Raw genomic sequence first — 21561 nt, 5'->3', positions numbered from 1 at the left:
ATTCAATAAACTTTTTTTTTATTCTAATATACCTCGCTTAAGACGAAGAGCCGACCAAAAACGATCGGCACTTGAAAACCCCACGCCCCTCTTTGAACTACCTATCGGTGAAACATGATGACCAGTAATACGTTGACAATTGGTTTGGTACAGGAAAAATGGTACAGCAACCCGGATGAGCATCGCGACCGCCTCGCTTCTGGTATCGTCACAGCCGCAAAAAAAGGGGCTGAGCTCGTTTGCCTGCAGGAATTAACGTTATCGCCCTATTTCTGCACCCGCTCAGACGTGGACGGCAAACCGTACATGGAAGATATTCACACCGGACCGACAGTACAATTTGTCAGTGAAATGGCCAGAACTGCGAACGTATGCATCACCGCCTCGCTGTTTGAACAGGCTGGTTATAATACCGCGGTGGCTTTCAATGAACGGGGTGAACTCATCGCTGTTACCCGCAAACAACACATACCCAGTGGCGAAAAATACCACGAAGATTATTATTTTAAACCGGGTGATTCAGACTACCCTGTTCATACCATTGCCGGGCATCGTGTGGGTTTGCCCACCTGTTATGATCAGTGGTTTCCGGAATTATCGAGAATTTATGGTTTAAAGGGCGCTGAAGTCCTGGTTTATCCCACCGCAATTGGCGGCGAACCCACGGCACCGGGGTTTGACAGCCAGCCCATGTGGCAAAAAGTCATGGTGGCTCAGGGGATCATGGCTAATACCTTTATGGTGGCCGTGAACCGGATCGGCTGTGAAGATGATTTGCAATTTTATGGCAGCAGCTTCATCAGTAACCCGCTCGGCGAAATTTTGGTCCAAGCCCCTCGCCATGAACCAGCCGTGCTGGTGGCGCAACTGGATTTCAGTCAACGCGACCTGTGGGGTCGTCTGTTCCCTTTTGCAAGGCAGCGTGAACCTGATACTTACCATGTGTTGACCAAGCCCCGCGGCTTTTTTGAAGGAGAATTAACCTGATGACACACCAAACCTCAACGGACAGCAATTTTTATAATATTTCACATTGGGGTGAAGGTTATTTCACAATCAATCAGCACGGGAATATCGAAATCAGTAAAAACCCGGATGAAACCGGTGTTGAACTGAAAGCGATCGTCAATGCGGCTAACCGCGCCGGCTTGCAGCTCCCCCTGCTGATTCGCTTTACAGACATTCTTCGCGATCGGGTGGCAAAAATTTATGAAGCCTTCACGCAGGCCATTGATGAGATTGATTACCAGGGGCGCTACACGCTGGTCTACCCCATCAAAGTCAATCAGGAATGCTCGGTGGTTAAGGAACTGCTGAAAGCGCCGGATCATCAGGTTGGGCTTGAAGCGGGGAGTAAACCGGAGCTGGTGGCGGTCATCGGCCTTTTAGGCGAGAAGCCCTCCACGATTATTTGTAACGGCTACAAAGACGCCTGCTACATCCGCACGGCCCTGATTGCCCAACAAATGGGCCATCAGGTTTTTATCGTCATTGAAAAGCAATCCGAACTGGAAACCATTCTTAAAGAATCCGCTAAAATGGGCATTCGTCCGCGAATTGGCATCCGCATCCGCTTAGTGACGAAAGGCGCGGGTAAATGGGAAAATACTGGCGGGGCCAAATCGAAATTCGGCTTAAATGCAGAGCAGGTTTTAACCATTGTCAATCAGTTAAGAGACCGTGGCTATCTGGATTACCTGCAATTAATGCATTGTCATCTGGGTTCACAGATAGCCAACATCCTCGATATCCGGCAGTGCATGCTCGAGGTGGCGCGCTATTATGTGGAATTGCGGCGTATGGGCGCCTCCATTGCGACCGTCGACGTCGGTGGCGGCTTGAGCGTCGATTACGAGGGCACGCGCTCCAGTACCGGCTGCTCAATGAATTACAGCCTGAAAGAGTACGCGACCAACATCCTTCTGGCTATGCGCCATCTTTGCGAAGAAAGCGGCATGCCGGAGCCTCATATTATTTCTGAATCCGGGCGCGCCCTAACCGCCCACCATGCCACCTTGGTCACCAATATCACGGATGTGGAACAGATTAAGCGAAAACCGACGCTGCCGCGCATTGCTCCTGAGGACTCTCACGTTATCCACGACATTTGGAATACTTACCTGTCCATTGCCGACAGTTCGCCGAGCGAGGCCTTTAACTACGCCTCCCACTCGCTGGATGAGGCACACTCCATGTTCAAACATGGCGTCATGACCCTTGAAGAAAAAGCCAAAGTCGAGGAACTGTTTACAGCCATCTGCCTTGAAATTCAACAACAGCCCCTCGATGAGAATACGCCAGCTGACAGTGAGCTGCTGGATCTTATCAATGAGCGTTTGGCAGCTAAAATATTTTGCAACCTGTCTTTTTTCCAATCCATGCCGGATGCCTGGGCCATCGGGCAAATTTTTCCGGTGACGCCGATATCTCACCTTAATCAAGAACCGAGCATGCACAGCATCCTGCAGGATTTGACCTGTGACTCCGACGGCACCCTGAAGCAATACACTGGACGCGACTGGATATACAGCACACTGATGCTCCCGCCCTACGATCCCAATAATCCCTATGCCATTGCCTTTTTCCTGGTGGGTGCCTATCAGGAAATTTTAGGGAATCTTCATAATCTTTTCGGGGACACCAACTCCCTGGATGTTAAACTAACTGGCAATGGACAATTTGAAATCAAGGATCTTGTCAGCGGCGACACGGTGACCAATGTGCTGAATTACGCCCATTTTGATACCAAAAAGCTATTGTTATCCTATGAAAAGCAGTTGCTCAATACGGATCTGTCCGAGGAGACCATTCAATTGTATTTAAATGAATTACGCAGTATTTTTACCCAGCAAACGTATCTTGATGGCAATAAAAACAAAGGATAATTATGTCGACTCCAAAACATGATGGTTTCATGATGCCGCCTGAATGGTATCCTCATGCCGGCTGCTGGATGGCCTGGCCCTGCCACCTTGAAACCTGGGAAAAAATAGGCCTTGAACGTGCCCGTCATGCCTATGCCAGGGTTGCCAATGCCATTGCCGCCTTCGAACCGCTGACCATGATTGTCAATCCCGGTGATGAGGATGGGGCACGCGCACTCTGCGACAAAACGATTCGATTGATGACCTTGCCCATCAATGATTCCTGGACCCGCGATACCGGCCCGACGTTTTTGCTGGACCGCGAAAAACAATTAGCCGGTGTCGACTGGATTCACAATGCCTGGGGTGAAAATTACGAGCATTATGCCCTGGATAACCGCATTGCCGGCGCCATTATTAACGCGACCACAGCCCGCTCGTTTAAAGCACCGCTGGTTATGGAAGGCGGCTCCTTTCATGTTGATGGTGAAGGCACCGTATTGACCACTCGCGAATGTTTGCTCAATACCAATCGCAATCCCCATTTAAATGAGCAGGACATTGAATCGTACCTTAATCATTATCTGGGAACTGAAAAAGTCATCTGGCTCAATCGCGGATTGATAGGCGATGAAACCGATGGCCATGTCGACGAAATTGCCTGCTTTATCGCGCCGGGCAAAGTCCTGTGCCTCATTACTCATGATCGCCGGGATGAAAATTACGACATCCTGCATGAGAATTTTGAAGCATTACAATCCGCAGTCGATGCACGCGGCCGCCGCCTTCAGGTTTTCACCGTTGAGCAACCCCCAGCCACTTACTTAAACGGCGAGCGTCTGACTTTATCCTACATTAATTTTTATTTAGCCAATGGCGGCATTGTCATGCCGGCTTTCGGCCATGACAAGCAGGATAAAGCGGCCTACGACCTCTTTCGAGACCTCTTCCCTCACCATCGCATCAGCCCGATTGATGCGCTGGATGTCTTTGCCGGCGGCGGCGGGATTCATTGCATTACCCAGCAGCAACCACGGAGTCAATAATTCTGTTGAGATAGGCCGGAGTATCGTAAACTGATACTCCTGGCCTTCTGGACTTTACGAAAGGAAATCGAACATGAGCAGCATCGTCTGGCAGCCTAAACATCCTGAAACAAGCCGCATGTGGCATTTCATGCGCTTTGCTGAACAAAAGCATCAATGCCGCTTTGCCGACTATCAGGCCCTGCATCATTGGTCCACTACTGAACCGGCCCTTTTTTGGCAAACGCTTTGTGATTTTTTAGCGTTTACGTTCGATACACCACCTGCACAAACAGTAAATGATTATCAGCACTTTCTTGAAGCGCGCTGGTTTGAGGGAGCCACGTTTAATTTTGCAGAAAAACTGCTTAGACGCCGTGATCATCACCCAGCCCTGATCAGTTTGAATGAAGCGGGTGAACGCCAGGCTATCAGTTACCAGGCATTGTACGAGGCGGTTGCGCAATGCGCTGCAGGCCTGAAACAGATCGGCATCAAAGCCGGCGATCGGGTTGCAGCGATTATGCCTAATGTACCCATGACCATTATCGCCATGCTGGCTACGGCGTCCCTAGGCGCAATCTGGTCATCCTGCTCGCCTGATTTTGGTGCTCAGGCAGCTATCGATCGGCTCGGACAAGTCGAACCCAGCGTATTATTTATGAGCGATGGGCACCAGTACATGGGAAAACAGCATGACGCCGCAGCTAAAATCAAGGCCGTCTGTGAGGCTATTCCCTCTCTGAAACACGTTATCCTCTGCCCCATCATTGGCAGCCGCCCGGCGGTTGATGTGAATATACCCCTGGTGAACTGGGATGACTTTCTCGTTGAGAGCGATGTCTGCGACTTTGTTTCCCTCCCTTTTGCTCATCCTTTGTACATCCTTTTTTCGTCAGGTACTACCGGTAAGCCCAAATGCATTGTCCATGGTGCAGGCGGGACATTACTCCAGCATTTAAAGGAACTGGCCCTGCATTGCAACCTGGATGAAAACAGCAACCTCAGTTTTTACACAACCTGCGGCTGGATGATGTGGAACTGGATGGTGTCGGTGCTGGCTTTGGGCGCTACTCTCACCCTGTATGAAGGAGCCCCCTCCTACCCCACCCCTTACCGCCTGTTTGAATTGATTGCAGAGGAGAACATAACAGCCTTTGGTACCAGCGCCAAGTTTTTATCCGCGGTCGAAAAGGCGGATGCCCGGCCTAATCAACACCTGCGGTTCCCTGCCTTGCAAACGATCCTTTCAACAGGCTCTCCCCTGCTGCCGAAAAATTATGATTTTGTCTATGAATCCATCAAAGCGGATGTACAGCTTTGCTCCATCTCCGGCGGCACCGACATCGTTTCCTGCTTTGCCTTGGGCAATCCCCTGTTGCCTGTTCATCGTGGTGAACTGCAATGTTTCGGTTTGGGTATGGCTGTCAATGTCTTTAATGAGGATGGCCAGGCCGTGAGGAAAGAACGTGGCGAACTGGTCTGCACGAAACCCTTCCCCTCCATGCCGATTTATTTTTGGAATGATCCGGACAAGAAAGCCTATCACCATGCTTATTTTGAACGCTTTGACGGTGTCTGGGCCCATGGTGATTTTGCTGAGATAACCGCTCACCACGGGTTAATTATTTACGGCCGCTCCGATGCCGTCTTAAATCCAGGCGGTGTGCGTATCGGCACTGCTGAAATATACCGGCAGGTCGAGCGCATCCCTGATGTCGTCGACAGCATTGTCATCGGTCAGGATTGGGAAGATGACGTTCGCGTGGTCCTTTTTGTTAAATTACGCGAAGGTCTGGTATTGGATGAAGCGCTTAAAACCACTATTCGCCAAACGATTCGCCATCATGCCTCCCCCCGCCACGTGCCTGCCGTGATTCTTCAAGTCCCTGATATCCCTCGCACCATGAGCGGTAAAATTGTGGAGGTGGCTGTTAGGCAAGTCGTCCATGGCCAGACTATTAATAATTTGCAATCACTGGCTAACCCTGAATCACTGGCTTATTTTAAAGATCGGCCTGAACTGAAATAATCAGATTCAGGCCTGAATGGTTCAACAATGTGATAAAATAATTTCCATGTTTCACTTGAGATCATCATCGTGCCTGAAATTCAATACAAAGGAAAAACCGTGGTTGTTGCCAATGAAGAAACGACCGAGACAGATTGGGTCATCGACATCCCATTGAAGGATTTGTTTATTTCGAACGCCAATAAACTGGGTAAACGATTTGCTTTCAGCCTGATTGAAATAGAAAATTATGTTAAGGAGCATGGCCAATTAATAAATTTTTACACCATTCCACGAACTGCTTTTTCAGTCAGTGAAACAAAGGAATTAATGCAAAGAAGCACTTTAATCACACAATTTATTAACCAGTATATTGAGAACAGCCAGGCGCATGCAGCGTTAATCAGCGAAGAAACACTCAAACAAATGGAGTCCCTGGTAGACCATTCCTCCCAGGTTATTAACGATCCCCAATTCCTCAAGGCAATTAAACAAAACTATACCGAGGAGGAGTTGGAGGAATTACAAGAAAATGGCATCAGCATTCATGATCTGGCGCGAGGTCTGGCATTTCAGCAGTTTAAAAGCTATTACCAGGCTTTATCCGTGAAAGAGCAACATGCCATCGATCACTTGCCCGGTATCGCCCAAAAATTGCAACAATATGGGTTGAAAGACAGTTTAAAGACAATTTTTAATCTGCACAGCGACGCCTGCCTTGGCGGTTCGGCTGGCGTCTGCCGCGAAATCATCGAGCGGATGAAGTTGTTCAGGCTGGCGAAAGAAGCATTAGCGGCCATGATTCCCGATGAGGAAATCATGGATAGCGACAGTGAGGTCACTATCCGCTACCTGAATCCCTGAGTTCTTCACCAAGGCTGCTTTATTTGGTGAAAACCTTAAATCCCTTACCCAACTCGCAACGCATTTGGAATTCACGCACCTTGCTGTAATCGGCCGCGCGAAGCAAGGTGATTTTAACTGTAGCGGCGCCACTGGCATGGATTTCAAATTTACTGTAACCAAAAACCGCTATCCCGGGTAAAGCAGGATCGTTTAAGGTGAAATGCCTATCTGACGCGGTTACTTTACTGCCATTCACCAGCATCACGGCATTGGGTGTAATCGATGTCGTGATATCAGCTGATGGGATATCCGCCTCGCAGGCATTCAAGGATGTCACAAAACTCAAGGTTTTGCCCTGCTTGACCGCCTCAGCCACTTCGGCAAAGGAAGATAAATCAGAAGCCTCTGCGGATAAAGCCAACATGGCCGCTGCCAATCCAATCGCCCGTTTCATTCAGTCATTCTCCCTATCACATGAAAGGGTCCTAGACTGCCAAAAAGGTTTATTGCTGTCAAATACTTAAAAAAATGAATGTTCAATGCCATGACGCCTCTGATCAAACGACGCAGTGCATTCAGGCTGAGCCTCGCTATCGACTCTATTTTCGCCTGGGTTTAATACCTGAAAGATTGCCCTGACAACATTTTTTTCAACCGCAGGAAGCTCATTCAATAACTCGATTACTGCCGGTATCGACAGTCTTTTTTCGGGATAAGGATTTAATAGGCCGGCAATAATTATACGCATCTGCAAAGGAACATTATTCGTGACAAACAAGCTTTGCAACTCCTGCTTGATGCGTTGATGAAGCACATCCAGAAAGGCTGTAAAACCGGTTGGGAAATGCAATTCCCCACCCCAGTAAATAACATGGCCAGGAGAGGCTGACCGGAGAACATAATCCAGTATGTCGGAACCTTGAAGAAAAGTTGACAATAACAGACCTAAACGCCACTCATCGATCGCACGGCTGGCATTTAAATGCCCCAGATCCGCGTCCTTTCGATACAATTCTGGGGCTATTGGCTTCGATAAAACCGAACTTTTGTAAAAATCCTGAGACGTATAATGAATGGCACAGCCAAAATCACCTAAAAATACATCCCCCTCGTGAGTTAACAATACATTTTTAAGCTGGATATCGCGATGATAAATGCCTTGTTGATGCAGTATCGATAAGGTTTTAGTCAATTGCCGCGTGATATAAATCAGCAGCAAATTGCTCATTTTTAATTGCAAATCCTGTTTAAACGTCAAGCCAATTTCTACCCGACACCCGCTCTCCACCCAGGCGTCTTCACTATCCTGATTTAAACATGGTGTGATGGGGTGCGACTCATTGAAGGCTTTGATCAAATTCTCAGGCAACTCATATTCGGTGACAATGTCAAATTCTGGCGGCGCTGTCGTGTAACCGCTTACCGGGGTTTTTGATGAGCGGACGGGGTTGGCCTGATAAACGCAGCTGAGCAGTTCATTTTGCAGGGCATAAGGTAAGGGACGACTAACCCGGGCTTGTTCATACAGGATTCGCATGAGATTTTCAGCATCGCCGAAATTAGCCAGGGGCATGATGCTGACAATCACATCGCTGCCAGCCTTATCCTCCACAACAAAGATTTCAGTCGGGATAATGACCCCGTCGATACCCTGCAGGTGCTGGATTAAGTGGTTCTCAAGCTCGGCAATTTCCTTGACATTGAATCTGGAGTGGACCCTGCCATAAGCCTTTTTCATCTTTTTAATCACGAGATAGGTGCCGTCGTTTCGACGGGCTAACCGAACCCGCCCAAACGAGCCCCGTCCCAACTCCACTTTTCCCATTTTTTCCAAACCCGCTTGCTGTTTAAGTTGCCGGGCTTCTTCCCCATCCAGGGTGCCCATTAATTCATATCGCTTGCCTGCGGGTGAAATAATGCAGGTATGGGGCAGGCCATGATGTGTCCTTTTATCCAGGCGCTCTCCGCGTTTAAGGGGCAGGCAGGGGGTAAAAAATGTTCCTTTTCTCATTAACCTCTAACCAAAGACTCACCACGCATGGATTACACGCCTGGCAAGTTAAAAACCATGATGATTGAGTTTTATCATTGAACCAGCCGTATTAAAAGGGTTAAAGCAATAAAAACCTGTTAACTGGGTTTCATCTTGCTTGCTTCCTCAAGAAGAAGGTCTGCCTCTTTGGCAATGTTGCTTTTAAACAGAGAGAACTTACTTTTTTGATAATTTTCAGCCGAGTTCTGGACATTTTTTATTAATTGAATGAACGCTTCTTTCTTTTCTACATGCTCATACTTACTTTCCTGCATGCCATTTAAGGCATCCGCCAGTTTTTGTAAATCCTGGTGCTTTTCCTGATATTTTTTTGCAAGATTATTACTGATATGGCTTTTTACCAGTTCATCCGGTTTAAGTTGCCATAATCCTGTTTCTTTATCTTTTTGAAAATGCCCTTTGATTAACAATTTCTCTGTGGCCTGTTTTAATTTTAAAAAATCCCTGCATTCCTGAATAAGATTCTGCAATACCTGTTGAGATTCCTGGCTTAATGATTCATTTTTTTCCAAATAGGTTTGTAATGTTTTTTCAGCCTTGTCCGGGTATTGAGCGATGAAATCTTTATTAAGGTATATGGTGGAGCCCGAAAAATTAAATTTATCCGGCGGAACCTGGCGAAACCCAATGATGTCAATGGCATCGATGCCGCCCGGCAAGCTGTACTCTTTTTCCTTGGCAGCAAATTGAATGGGAGAGATAGCGCCTGTCCCTTTAACCAGATAAACATAGCCGCCGCCAATTCCCGGACCGCCTTGACTAAAGCTTTTTGCTACCTCCATGCTTTTTGTGCAGGACAATACGCCGGAACCTTCCGATGTCACGCGATGACTGGCTACATCTAAAATTTTCTGGTCTTCTTTAAATTTTTCTTTCAAAATGCCGTTAGGAAGCATACTTCCTGCTTCAAAAAGCTGTTCTGGCGGCGTAATATCGCCTCTGGCGAGAACAATGCATTGATTAACGCGATGGCCACCAATCTGCTCTAAATAAGCCTCATCATAAAACTCATGGTAGGGTAATTTTTTAGGCTCAATTGCCTTGCCAAGAGGGATATCGATATTTGTTTCTGCCGAATTATCTTTTTTGGGTTCAGAGGTGATAGAAACGGTTAACCCAATAAAACCACTTTGACCAAACCTCTTTTCTTCAAGCTTAGCTTGCATAAATCATCCCGCATAAAGAAGCAGATATGATTTATTTTAGCACCTTATGATCAATATTTTACCATATACTCCGTTTTGATTACACGGGAGGGAAAACCCGTTTCAGTACTTGAACACTTAAATTGCCTATTTTCCGCACTTTATGCGCGAAATCCAAAAATCATCTTGATTCAAAAAAAGAATGGATGCTGTGCATAGCGTATGGAACGCAGACAAAGATAGCTTTAACACATCGATTTACATGCGTTTGTTCTAGTTCCCAGGCAAGAATCAATCATGATCTGCTGATTAAAACGGCCTTTAGTCCGGGCTATTCTTTCAAATGCTACACTGACCTCGAATTTGGTCTTATAAGTCAATGGTTTTCTGTAATCAATTTCACATCGGTACATCACCAGAAATATGTCCTTCTGCGCCAGTTGCAAAAAATCTATTCCTCTCTCATATAAAAAAAGATGCCTGGCATGTTCGAAGTAGTGTTGATAATTTGCATTATTGACAATGCCCTGGATATCACACTCATAATCCCTAACCTCTAACTCAATCTTAAACATGTGATTACCTCAGCCATTTTTTTTCGCAGCACTCAGGACTAAATAAGCACTGAATAGACAAAGGAGTGAGGACATTGTCCAAGCACTTTGCGCACTGAAATAATGCATGGCTATGCCTGAAATCAGCGGCCCAAACATCATGCCAAGCGCATAGGCGCTACGCCAGGCCCCTACCCCCAAACCACTGTGGTTAGAACCGCCGTATCGATGGCATAAGGTGACGGAATGAGGCATAAAAAGCATCTCGCCCAACGTGAAAAACCCCAGAGAGCAGAACATCTGCATCCCCGTTGCAGACAGCGCCAGAGCGAATGTCGATGCGCCAAGAAGCAGGCAACCCAGACAGGCGATAATATGCGGGTTAAACCGTTCCATCCGCCTGGACAGTTTGACTTGAAATAAGGTGATTAGGATTGAATCTGTCGCGAAAAAAAAGCCGATAATGAATGAATTATTGATTGTTTCATTTAAATGAACACCCAACACCGTTTTTTGTATTCCATACGTGAGGCCTATGCAAAAGACTGAAAACAACAAGGGCAACAACCTGCCATAAACCGTTTCAACCGTTTTTTCTTTTTTTAACAAGCCGGGCTCTACACATTGACTTTTAATATCAAACCGAAGCCAGGTATATACGCCAACAAATACAAACGCCAGGCCAATCGAAAACAGAGTGGATTTAAAATAATGTTGCGCCAAGAACATAATCAACACCATGGCGACAATACCTCCTGCATTTTCCATGGCATTTTTAAACGATTGAGCCATGGTTAAACTATAATGATTTTCTTTTGATAACAGCAACAAGGTCGAATTATTGCAGGTAAGAAAGAGATTGATGCCAAATCCTGTTAGCGCCACCAACACCACGGTTAAGGGAAACGAATTTATTTTTGCTAAACAGACAAAAGCGAACCCCATCAACAGAAAGCTTGTTCCGATTAACTTTTTTGCGGGTATTTTTCCTGAAACATACCCCCCATATAAACTCCCCAGCAAGGCTCCTATGCCCATTACAAAGCCTAAAATACCAATATCAAGCCTATTAAAATCGCTGCTTACGCTAAAAAAATAAGCAATGTGGTAGGCAATACTGCCTCCTATCGATTCGATAAATGAGAACATTAACAGAAGCTTACAACTTAAGGGTAAATCATTGAATGAAAAGGCCGTTTTAGACGAGCTAATGGTCGAGCTCATTGAATCCCTCGTGTTGATAACGTTCGGCCTCCTTATACTGCATCAGCCCGAACAAATAAAGCAAAACGCTTGCAAAATTTTACTTCCCCGTCCAACCCATGTTATGATCGCGCATCGCGCCGATTTGAATAACTCAGCTTGCGGGCGCTCAAAAGTTGTTCTTCAATTTTTGTAAACACGGCTAAAGCGGGCTTCGTATTCCCCCTTGGCACCCCCCGCTGCGCTACGTCGTTAGGTTATATAAATGATTGAATTAGTTGGATTAAATAAATCCTATGCGGACACCGTCGCGTTACGTGATATTAATCTTTTTATCCAGGAAGGCGAAATTTTTGGCATCATTGGCAAAAGCGGTGCTGGAAAATCAACACTGTTGCGCACCATCAATTTACTTGAGCGGCCCGATCAGGGAGAAGTAATCATTGATAATCAAACCCTGACGAACTTAAGCCATGCCCAGTTACGTCAGGCACGCCATAAAATGGCGATGATTTTTCAGCATTTTAATCTCCTTCACGCTAAAACAGTCTATGACAACATTGCCCTGCCCATGCGTATCCAGGGCATTGATGAAGAACAAATCCGCCATAAAATTGAGGAACTGCTGCCGCTGGTTGAACTGCAGGACAAAAAAGATGCCTACCCCTCCCAATTAAGCGGCGGACAAAAACAACGGGTGGCAATCGCCAGGGCGTTAAGCTGCTCGCCTAAAATCCTGTTATGCGATGAAGCAACATCCGCGCTTGATCCGGAAACCACCGATGCCATTCTCGAACTATTAAAAAAAATCAATAAGCTTTATGGCATCACCATCGTCCTTATCACCCATGAAATGGAGGTGGTTAAACGCATTTGCCATCGTCTCGCGGTGATGGAAGGCGGGCAGATTATTGAGATGACGGCCTTAAACGAGGTCTTCAATAATCCGCTGAGCCAGGCGAGAAAAATGCTTTATGCCCAATTGAGCCCCCAATTACCTGTCTGCTTAACCAGTCATTTGAGTTCTGTGGAAAGCGACAAACCCGTTATCCGCCTATTTTTTCATGGTGAAAGCGCTACCGTTCCTTTCATCAGTAAAACCAGCCGCGAATTGCACATCGACATTAATATTCTGCTTGCCAATATCGATCGTTTTGACGCCGTCACCTGCGGGGTGCTGATTGTTGAATTGCAGGCCAGTCAGACTTTGCTCAAGCAGTTTATACAGCGATGCAATGACGCCAATTTAACCGTGGAGATTCTGGGTTATGTCACTGACACTATTTTATGATTTACTTCAAGCGAGTCTGGAAACCCTTTATATGGTGGTCATCAGCACCCTGCTGGCGTTTGCACTGGGCCTGCCTTTGGGAACCCTGCTGTTCAGCAGCAGCAAGATCAAGCCGCACCCTTTGCTCCATAAAAGCATCAGCAGCCTGATTAACATGAGCCGTTCCATCCCCTTTATCATTTTACTGGTGGCGCTCATCCCGTTTACCCGTTTACTGGTGGGAACCTCCATTGGCATCAATGCGGCCATTGTGCCCCTGACGCTGGGAGCAACACCCTTTTTTGCCAGACTGGTTGAGAATGTTTATCAGAATCTGCCAGCCGGTCTCATCGAAACAGGGTTTTCGATGGGCGCAACAACCTGGCAGATGATTCGGCATATCCTTATTCCGGAAGCCTTGCCTGCCTTGATTCAAGCCATCACGGTAACCGCCATTGCCCTGGTGAATTATTCCGCCATGGCGGGTACGGTTGGCGGCGGCGGACTGGGTGATTTGGCTATTCGCTACGGGTATCAACGATTTAATGTGGGAATTATGTTGGCGACCGTTGCCATTCTGATTATGATTGTGCAACTGTTACAAATGGGTGGTGATAAACTCGCCCGCCACGTCTCGCATCGCTAGGTTTTTAAGCATTTAGGGAGTCAATGTCATGCGCATATTAAGTATTTTAATTCTGGCAGCGAGTTTAATCGCCTGCAGCAAGCCCTCACCCAACACGCTAACCATTGGTACGATTGCCGGACCAGAAACGGATCTGGTCGACGTGGCAAAAGAGCAGGCGCTTAAAGATTATGGGCTGACCATTAAAATTGTCGAATTTAATGACTATAACCTGCCCAATGAAGCGCTGCAGGATGGCAGCCTCGATGCCAATGTGTATCAGCATTTACCCTACCTGCAGGCCGCTATCAAGGCCCATGGCTATAACCTTGAGGCGATAGGCAAAACCTTTGTGTACCCCACGGGCATTTATTCATCCAAATACAAGTCCTTGAAAAAGCTGCCAGAGAACGCCATCATCGCCATTCCCAACGATCCCAGCAATGAAGCCCGTGCCCTCATTCTCCTGCAGAAGGCTAAATTGATTACGCTAAAGCATACCAGCACAGCAACGACCGATGACATCGCTTCAAATCCCAAGCACCTGCAAATCAAAGAACTTGATGCTGCCCAATTACCCCGCGTCTTAAGTGATGTTGATGCCGCTGTTATCAACACCAATTTTGCTGTTCCGGCAGGCTTAAGCCCATCCCGTGACGCACTCTTTTTGGAAAGCAAGGATTCTCCTTATGCCAACCTGATTGTCATTCGTCGTGACAGCGACAAGCGAAGCCAGCTGGAACAATTCGTCAAAGCGATGAACTCCAATGCGGTCAAGGAGAAAGCCAAAGAACTGTTTGGCGATGCAGCGATTCCTGCCTGGGATGAAAAAAATTAATCATCAGTTAAGCTTTAACTGATATAATTTTTATATGGATTAGAACGCGGAAGAGATTATGCCATTGCCAAACTTTGTTCCTTTTGGGAAAATTCGCAATTATTTCAATGCCGAAAAAGAGCTCATCAAACATTTTGGGCCACGCGCTGAAGAAGTTTACTTTGAAATGTACAGCGATAGCGTCAACTTCAATGCCGGATTAACCGGCATTGGTGCGTTTGATACCTTCTCCCAATCCAGAATGCAAAAAGTCACTGACTTTGGCAAACTCAAACTTCCCAACGGCTCCACGCTGGATGAAAAACTGAATGCCGCGACGCCCGAAGTTACGGCGGTTAAAACCCAACTCGAAGACGCACTGAAAGCCGATCAAAACTTAAGCAATGCCATCAAGGCATTTAACAGCCGGGCTAAAGCCTTGAATGCCATTGTGACGGATAATCTTCCGCAGAATCTGGCAAAAAACAATGCGCAATCCGACAGTTTTAACCCGGAAGCCGTGGGTTCTGAATTGCATAAGCTGCAGAGTGAAGGCACCAAGGCCATTAAGGCGCAGCATCAACTGGAATTAAACAGGCTTGACGCTCTTTTTAAAGACAATGCCTTTGTCAATAACTTAAAAACAAGCTTAGGCGTAACGGATGTCGACCTTCCCACAGTCCAGAAGGACATGACAGATGCCCTTAAAAAGCGTCAGGGCGAGGATCTCGATAAATTTGAAAAGGCGGTGAAAGGCGACATCGACAAGCTTTATAAAGCCTCTCAGGATGAGTATTTCCGTATTTCCTTTTTAGCTGATCTCTACCGTAACAAACAAAACAAGGCCGCCATTGATGCGCTGGCAGAAAAAAATCGCAAAACCCAGGAAAACACGGCCATCCATGTCGGCATCGATGCCAATAAGGGGCTGGCCACCTTTAAAAATGTCCGGGTAGAAGACTTAAAAGGTTTCTTAAGTTATACCGGCCGTCAAATTAACATTGAAGAGCAAAAGGGCAAAGACAACAAATCCGAGACGGTCCTGACCATGACTTTACCCAAATGGGGATTGAATTATTACTACGGTTCAGAAGACAAAGTCCTGGGCGACATGACCACCATCGCCGCCGCTGTGCGCGCTTGCGGTCATGACTCCATTATTATGGATGTGAATTATAAATCCTATCAAACCAACAGCAAAGGCGAACCGGACAACAAACATGTGATGGATCTCGCCCGCAAAGCGTATGAAGGCGCACTCAAAGCGGGTTTTCCACCAGATAAAATTACCATAAACGTCAACGGCGAAGCGAAAAAAGCCGAAGACTTATTCGCAGAGTATCCTAATCGATTAAAGCTCATGCAGGATAAGGCCGAAACGGACAACCAACGCCGTGAAGAGTACGTTAAGCGTGCGTCCAGCCCGGAAGCAACACGCGACTTCAAAGACAGAATAAATAAAATTTCCGAAGCGCAGGAAAGACAAGAGGCACAACAGCAGCAACAACAGCAACAACTACCCCCGATTGCTGCGCCCTGATCCGCTTAGATCGGCTATTGTCTAAAAAATTCCACTGTTCCTGACAGTGGAATTCTGTTACTTTGTTCCTGATGCCTTACTCGTCATAAATGGATTTAGGTTGTCTTCAGGCCGCTATCTGGATTGATTATGCCCGTACAACCGCACTCAGCAATGGAGAATGCAATGAGTTCACAGACTTTTGATGATTTTGAGACCGAGGTTGACGATTTCAGCGACAATCCTGATGCCATCATTATTGAAAGCAGTCCCAGTACCAAATTGGAAAGGCGTCGCCGCATTGAAGAATTGGCAGAGGAAAAACGCCTGCGGGAAGAATTGGCTGAATACAATTACGTTTGATGGGTCATTTTTGTTAACCATGTTCCGGATCAACAGGAAGGGATTATTCGTAGCGTCATAACCGCATCAGGCACCAGCGTCCCAACTTATTCCATGTATGACTTACGGCAGATAAATATCAAACCGTACGGTTTTACCTTCAATGTGTCGAGAAGGCTTGGCCAACGGTGCAGTGTGCTGAGGCCACTTGACCACCACCCGCTGCCTGACTTTGCTTTTTGCCAGGGTCAATAAAGCCAGGGCGTCCCTATCTTCGCCAATAAGTTGTTGTAAAATCTGCATGTCTTTTTTCACCAACGCTGATTTTTCACGCGGGGGATGCATGGGATCGATGTAGATGACATCGGGATAGTCAGGCTCTGTCAATTGACCCAGGTACTCCAGTGCATCCTGGTGCTGCACCTGCAAATGCAATACCTCGCAGGAACGCGGATCGCGGCGTGCCAGAGCATCGGCTAACAAAGCAGCCATGACAGCATGACGTTCCAGCATGTGCACTTCGGCACCAAAACTGGCTAATATGGCCGCATCCCGTCCCCATCCTGCCGTCACGTCGAGTATTTTCATGCCCCGTGCTGGCTTACAGGCTTTTACCAAGCCTTGTTGCTTACCGGCATCCCGTCTTCTCTGCCACTGTTTACTGCTGAAATCCGCATATTGGGGTTTAAATCCCTGAATCTGCAATACCAACCGTTCAGCAGTAATCACCAGCCGATTGGGTGATTGATTGTCAAGAGGTATATTTAATGATGCTGCTAACGCCTGGGCCTGGGTCAAGAGGGAATCTTCGGCGTAGCCGACAGCGATTTCATGCATTGGTTTTGGCAAGGAACTCATCCACAAAGGCCGCTAAAGAAGGATAAACGGGAACACGCGGATAAGCCAGTAACAGCGCCCGATCGGTCATCGGCGATAGCACCATAATGGGTGTGGCACCGACTGCTTTCGCCGCCTGAATGTCCGAAACACGATCACCGATAAACAATAAATTGTCAGGCGTGCATTGAAAGCGTTGAGCAAGCTTCAGCAGCATCCCGGGTTGAGGCTTGCGGCAATCACATCCGGAATCAGGCATGTGGATGCAATATTCAATCGCCATGATTTCCCCGCCAGCCGCCCGGACAGCCGCCATCATTTTAGCATGAATGGCCTGCAACTCCGCTTCGCTGTAATAACCGCGCGATACACCGGATTGATTCGTGGCTACACCTATTTGATAACCTGCCCGCGTCAAGCGGGCAATGGCATCAAGGCTTTCAGGGATAGGGACAAATTCATCGACTGACTTGATGTAGTGCAGGGAATCCTGGTTAATGATGCCATCCCGGTCCAATATGATGCATTTTTTCATCCGTTGCTACTACCCGTCAATTGCAACAGCGAGATATCGGCTACACCTTGCAACACACTTTGCAACTGGTTTAGCAAATGCAGTCGATTCATGCGGATTTGCGGATCATCAACCATAACCATAACCTGATCAAAAAACGCATCCACGGGCTCGCGAAGACGCGTGAGTTGACTGAGAATAGCACCGTAATCGCCCTGCTGATAGAGAGGCTGGATGTGTTCTTCAATGCGATTTAAATCGGTATACAGTGCCTGCTCAGCGCCTGCTTCCAATAAAGACGTCACCACCGTTGTTGCTGATGCCATCTGGGCCTGCTGTAAAATATTATTTACCCGTTTACAGGCTGCACTCAATACTGACGCTTCGGGTCGAGTGACAAAATCGGCTAAAGCCGTGACGCGGCGATCAAAATCATACAGCCAGTCATCCTGACGCGCCCTCACTGCCTGCACTAAATGAGCTGAGATGCCTTTATTCTGGTAGAACGATTGCAGACGCTCAAGGATAAAGCCTTTGATTTCGCTCAGGCTCTCGTCCTGCTGGTTGATGACGTCCCCATAAATGGCTTTGCTTTGATTGATTAAATCCTGCAAATCGATGCGGGCGTCCGTCGCAAGTAACAGGCGCACCACGGCTAATGCATGACGGCGCAATTTAAAAGGATCTTTTACACCGGATGGCTTCTGGCCGATGGCAAAAATACCCACCAGCGTATCCAGGCGGTCGGCAAGCGACAAGGCGAGCCCCAAGGGTGTAGCTGGCAGGGCATCGCCAGAAAAACGTGGCAGGTATTGCTCATTTAAGGCAATGGCCACGTCACGGTCCTCCCCATCATGCAGCGCATAATAATAACCCATTAAGCCTTGCAGCTCCGGAAACTCCCCCACCATACCCGTCATTAAATCGCATTTGCTGAGTTCAGCAGCGCGGTTAACCTGGTCTTCGTTTAATTTTAACGGCGCAATCAGGCTACCCGTCAGCGCCTTGACGCGGGCAGCCTTATCAGCGAGGGTGCCTAAACGCGCCTGGAAAACGACTTTTTTAGTCGCGGCAATGTGCTGACTTAACGCTTGCTTTTTATCCTGCTCGAAAAAGAATGCGGCGTCGCTTAAACGGGCGCGCATGACTTTTTCATTACCGGCTATCACTTGAGCGGGGTTGCTGCTGTTGATGTTGGCTACCGTAATAAAATGCGGCAACAATTGCCCTTTATTGTCTTCCAGCGCAAAGCATTTTTGATGCGATTGCATGGATGCAATTAACGCTTCCGGCGGCACCTGTAAAAACGCCTGGTCAAAACTGGCCAATAAGGGGGTTGGCCATTCAACGATGGCTGTCACCTCATCCAGCAGTGAATCCGACATGATTGCCTTGGCCTGGTGCTTAGCCGCCAGGGTCTCAACCGCATTCTTTATCTGTTGGCGCCGCTTCTCAACATCCACAATGACCATGGCCTTAGCCAAGGCGTCCTCATAGTCTTCAGGCTTAAGCAAACGTATGCCTTCGGGGTGATGAAAACGGTGACCATAGGTCGTTTGTCCTGCCGGCACACCCAGTACCGTGCAAGGAATGACCTCGTTGCCAAAGAGCATGATTATCCAGTGAACCGGCCGAGCAAATTCGACATCGCCATCCCCCCAGCGCATGGGTTTGGCAATGGGTAAGGCGGCAATGGCCTGATTCATCAACTCCGGCAGCAGGTCGCGGGTCTTCCCCCCTTTAACCACCGAGTCATGCACTAACCACTCGCCCTTGTCGGTTTTAAGCACAGTCAACTCACCAAGGTCCACACCGCAGGATTTGGCGAATCCCAATAAGGCTTTTGTCGGTTGCCCCTGATTGTCGTAGGCTGTATTGCGGGCAGGTCCTCTCCGCAACAAGCGTTGTTCAGGCTGCTCGTCGGGTAATTGGGTGATGAGTAAAGCTAACCGCCTTGGACTCGCAAAGACACGCAGGCTCTGATAGGTTAACTGCGCTTTATCCAAAGCACCCTTGACGTTGTCCGCCAGGGCAGTCGATAAATTTCTGACTGCTGCAAAAGGTAACTCTTCACAACCTATTTCAAATAAAAAATCATTCAACTTCATGGGACACCTTCAGCATGGGGAAACCCAGGGTTTCACGCGCCTGATAATAAGCCTGGGCTACTGCTCTTGAAAGTTGCCTCACCCGTAAAATGTAACGTTGCCTCTCAGTCACTGAAATGGCGCGCCGCGCATCCAGAAGATTAAAGGCGTGCGAGGCTTTCATGACCATTTCATAGGCGGGCAGCGGTAAATTCAAAGCGATGAGTTTTTCGGCTTCCTGTTCATAATAATCAAATTGTTTAAACAGGGCAGCGACATTGGCGTATTCAAAATTGAAAGCCGACATTTCCACTTCATTCTGATGGAAAACATCACCGTAGGTGACCAGTCCATGCTCCGTATGCGCCCAGGGCAAATCAAACAGATTATCAACGCCCAATACATACATGGCTAAACGTTCAAGGCCGTAAGTGAGCTCACCCGTCACCGGCTTGCAGGGAAGACCACCCACCTGCTGAAAATAAGTGAATTGCGACACCTCCATGCCGTTCTGCCAGACTTCCCAACCCAGGCCCCAGGCGCCTAAGGTGGGGGACTCCCAGTTGTCCTCGACAAAGCGGATATCATCAGCCAGCGGATCAACCCCCAACGCCCGCAGGGAATCCAGGTATTTTTCCTGAATATCCAGCGGCGAGGGTTTCAGGATCACTTGAAACTGATAGTAATGCTGTACGCGGTTGGGATTTTCGCCATAGCGTCCATCCGCCGGGCGGCGCGAGGGCTGCACATAGGCGGCAGACCAGGGCTCAGGCCCGATGGCGCGCAGAAATGTAGCAGGATGAAACGTTCCGGCACCGACTTCCATGTCCAGGGGTTGCAATATTACGCAGCCTCTTGCTGCCCAGAATTGCTGCAACGTCAGAATGATATCCTGGAAAGTACTGGGTTTTGTCATAGTGTTCTCAAATAACTGATTGGCATCCTACATACTGATGACCACAAGGTTCCTCTGGAATACCGGCAGGCGCTTAAAACAGCCTGCCGGAAAAGCATTAACTGGAAGATGCTTTTTTAATCAGATCCTGCAGCGCCTGTTCGCTGGCAGCACCGGGGATGAACGCAGGTGTGGTGCCGGTTTTGAATTGACCAGCTGGTGTTGAAGCAATAATAAACGCAGGCGTACCCATGAGACGCAATTTTTCAGCCAGCTCACGGTTCGCATTCAGGGCATCTTTAACAGCCTGGCTATCCATGTCTGCTTTAAATTTAGTCATGTTCAAGCCGACGGATTTCGCTGTGTCCATAATGATTTTCTCATTCAGACGACCGTCTTGCTTGAGCAGCGCTTCGTGCATGGCTTGGTATTTACCCTGCAAGGCTGCCGCCAGGGCCGCACGTGAAGCCATGTCGGAACTGCTGCCAAAAATCGGGAACTCTTTGAAAACAACGCGCAGGTTGCTGTCTTTCTTAATCAAATCGGCAACGATGGGCGCCATTTTTTTACAGTGAATGCACTGGTAATCAAAAAACTCAACCAGCGTCACATTGCCTTTTGGATTACCTAAAACCGTCATCTTATCGCTGAATAACTGCGAGGCGTTTTCGAGAATAGCAGCCTGAGCCTGTTGCTGCATGCTGGCCTGTTGTTTTTCCTGCAAGGCTTTAGACGCTTCTAACAACACTTCGGGATTATTGACCAAATAATCATGCACAACTTTTTCAATTGCTTTTTTCTGGTCATCTGACATGGTGTTGTCAGCGGCCATTACAACGGGTGATGCGACTGCAGCCAGAAGCGCACCGGCAGTCATTAAACTTTTAAGCTTCACGTGGTTCCCCTTAATTGATGTAATAAACTCAAACCAAAGCGATGTCATTTATTTTTCGC

General features: G+C 47.7%; 20 protein-coding genes. 10 read left to right on the top strand and 10 right to left on the bottom strand.

What is annotated here, in order from left to right:
- Window positions 1-117: 117 nt before the first annotated feature.
- The 5 genes from Lery_RS00235 (at window position 118) to Lery_RS00215 (ending at window position 6764) form a co-directional block, all read left to right on the top strand.
- Complete coding sequence (locus tag Lery_RS00235; RefSeq protein WP_058525236.1) at window positions 118-987, top strand: carbon-nitrogen hydrolase; 870 nt, start codon at window positions 118-120, stop codon at window positions 985-987.
- The gene (gene speA, locus Lery_RS00230; RefSeq protein WP_058525235.1) at window positions 987-2885 is read left to right on the top strand and encodes a biosynthetic arginine decarboxylase; all 1899 of its coding nucleotides are present in this window, start codon (window positions 987-989) and stop codon (window positions 2883-2885) included. The genes Lery_RS00235 and speA overlap by 1 nt, the downstream gene beginning before the upstream one ends.
- 2 nt (window positions 2886-2887) lie before the next feature.
- Complete coding sequence (locus tag Lery_RS00225; RefSeq protein ID WP_058525234.1) at window positions 2888-3910, top strand: agmatine deiminase family protein; 1023 nt, start codon at window positions 2888-2890, stop codon at window positions 3908-3910.
- A gap of 73 nt (window positions 3911-3983) precedes the next feature.
- A complete protein-coding gene (locus Lery_RS00220) occupies window positions 3984-5921 on the top strand; it encodes an acetoacetate--CoA ligase (protein ID WP_058525233.1) in 1938 nt (645 codons plus the stop codon).
- A gap of 69 nt (window positions 5922-5990) precedes the next feature.
- Entirely contained in the window at window positions 5991-6764 is a 774-nt protein-coding gene (locus Lery_RS00215) for a hypothetical protein (RefSeq protein WP_058525232.1), read from the top strand.
- 19 nt (window positions 6765-6783) lie between these two features.
- Here the strand turns inward: Lery_RS00215 and Lery_RS00210 are convergent, their stop codons facing one another.
- The 5 genes from Lery_RS00210 to Lery_RS00190 form a co-directional block, all read right to left on the bottom strand.
- Window positions 6784-7200, bottom strand: a complete 417-nt coding sequence (locus Lery_RS00210; RefSeq protein WP_058525231.1) for a VirK family protein — start codon at window positions 7198-7200, stop codon at window positions 6784-6786.
- A 66-nt stretch (window positions 7201-7266) separates the two neighbouring features.
- A complete protein-coding gene (locus tag Lery_RS00205) occupies window positions 7267-8757 on the bottom strand; it encodes a protein kinase domain-containing protein (protein ID WP_058525230.1) in 1491 nt (496 codons plus the stop codon).
- A 119-nt stretch (window positions 8758-8876) separates the two neighbouring features.
- Window positions 8877-9965, bottom strand: coding sequence for a hypothetical protein (locus tag Lery_RS00200; protein WP_058525229.1), 1089 nt, complete (start codon window positions 9963-9965; stop codon window positions 8877-8879).
- A 224-nt stretch (window positions 9966-10189) separates the two neighbouring features.
- Window positions 10190-10519, bottom strand: a complete 330-nt coding sequence (locus Lery_RS15840) for an acyl-CoA thioesterase (RefSeq protein ID WP_058525228.1) — start codon at window positions 10517-10519, stop codon at window positions 10190-10192.
- Window positions 10520-10528: 9 nt separating this feature from the next.
- A complete protein-coding gene (locus tag Lery_RS00190) occupies window positions 10529-11722 on the bottom strand; it encodes an MFS transporter (protein WP_058525227.1) in 1194 nt (397 codons plus the stop codon).
- A gap of 244 nt (window positions 11723-11966) precedes the next feature.
- Here Lery_RS00190 and Lery_RS00185 point away from each other — a divergent pair, with 244 nt between their 5' ends.
- From Lery_RS00185 to Lery_RS15460, 5 genes are all read left to right on the top strand, one after another.
- Window positions 11967-12992 (top strand): methionine ABC transporter ATP-binding protein, encoded by a 1026-nt coding sequence (locus Lery_RS00185; RefSeq protein WP_058525226.1) that lies wholly within the window; start codon window positions 11967-11969, stop codon window positions 12990-12992.
- Window positions 12970-13617 carry a methionine ABC transporter permease gene (locus Lery_RS00180; protein WP_058525225.1) on the top strand — a complete coding sequence of 216 codons (648 nt, stop codon included), beginning with the start codon at window positions 12970-12972 and terminating at the stop codon, window positions 13615-13617. Before Lery_RS00185 ends, Lery_RS00180 begins: the two co-directional genes overlap by 23 nt.
- Before the next feature lie 28 nt (window positions 13618-13645).
- Window positions 13646-14434, top strand: coding sequence for a MetQ/NlpA family ABC transporter substrate-binding protein (locus Lery_RS00175; RefSeq protein WP_058525224.1), 789 nt, complete (start codon window positions 13646-13648; stop codon window positions 14432-14434).
- Window positions 14435-14492: 58 nt separating this feature from the next.
- A complete protein-coding gene (locus Lery_RS00170; protein ID WP_058525223.1) occupies window positions 14493-15953 on the top strand; it encodes a hypothetical protein in 1461 nt (486 codons plus the stop codon).
- A gap of 165 nt (window positions 15954-16118) precedes the next feature.
- Window positions 16119-16295 (top strand): PA3496 family putative envelope integrity protein, encoded by a 177-nt coding sequence (locus Lery_RS15460; protein ID WP_165481473.1) that lies wholly within the window; start codon window positions 16119-16121, stop codon window positions 16293-16295.
- 102 nt (window positions 16296-16397) lie between these two features.
- Here Lery_RS15460 and Lery_RS00165 read toward each other — a convergent pair whose 3' ends face one another.
- The 5 genes from Lery_RS00165 to Lery_RS00145 form a co-directional block, all read right to left on the bottom strand.
- Complete coding sequence (locus Lery_RS00165) at window positions 16398-17111, bottom strand: class I SAM-dependent methyltransferase (protein ID WP_058525222.1); 714 nt, start codon at window positions 17109-17111, stop codon at window positions 16398-16400.
- Window positions 17104-17646 carry a D-glycero-beta-D-manno-heptose 1,7-bisphosphate 7-phosphatase gene (gmhB, locus tag Lery_RS00160; RefSeq protein ID WP_058525221.1) on the bottom strand — a complete coding sequence of 181 codons (543 nt, stop codon included), beginning with the start codon at window positions 17644-17646 and terminating at the stop codon, window positions 17104-17106. Before gmhB ends, Lery_RS00165 begins: the two co-directional genes overlap by 8 nt.
- A complete protein-coding gene (gene glyS, locus Lery_RS00155) occupies window positions 17643-19733 on the bottom strand; it encodes a glycine--tRNA ligase subunit beta (protein WP_058525220.1) in 2091 nt (696 codons plus the stop codon). The genes gmhB and glyS overlap by 4 nt, the downstream gene beginning before the upstream one ends.
- Window positions 19720-20628: a glycine--tRNA ligase subunit alpha gene (glyQ, locus tag Lery_RS00150; RefSeq protein WP_058525219.1), complete on the bottom strand. Its 909-nt coding sequence runs from the start codon at window positions 20626-20628 to the stop codon at window positions 19720-19722. Before glyQ ends, glyS begins: the two co-directional genes overlap by 14 nt.
- Before the next feature lie 97 nt (window positions 20629-20725).
- Complete coding sequence (locus tag Lery_RS00145) at window positions 20726-21502, bottom strand: DsbA family protein (RefSeq protein WP_058525218.1); 777 nt, start codon at window positions 21500-21502, stop codon at window positions 20726-20728.
- Window positions 21503-21561 lie beyond the last annotated feature (59 nt).

This window comes from Legionella erythra, from assembly GCF_001467615.1.
GTDB lineage: Bacteria > Pseudomonadota > Gammaproteobacteria > Legionellales > Legionellaceae > Legionella_C > Legionella_C erythra.
This window is presented reverse-complemented; position numbering and strand designations above follow the sequence as displayed.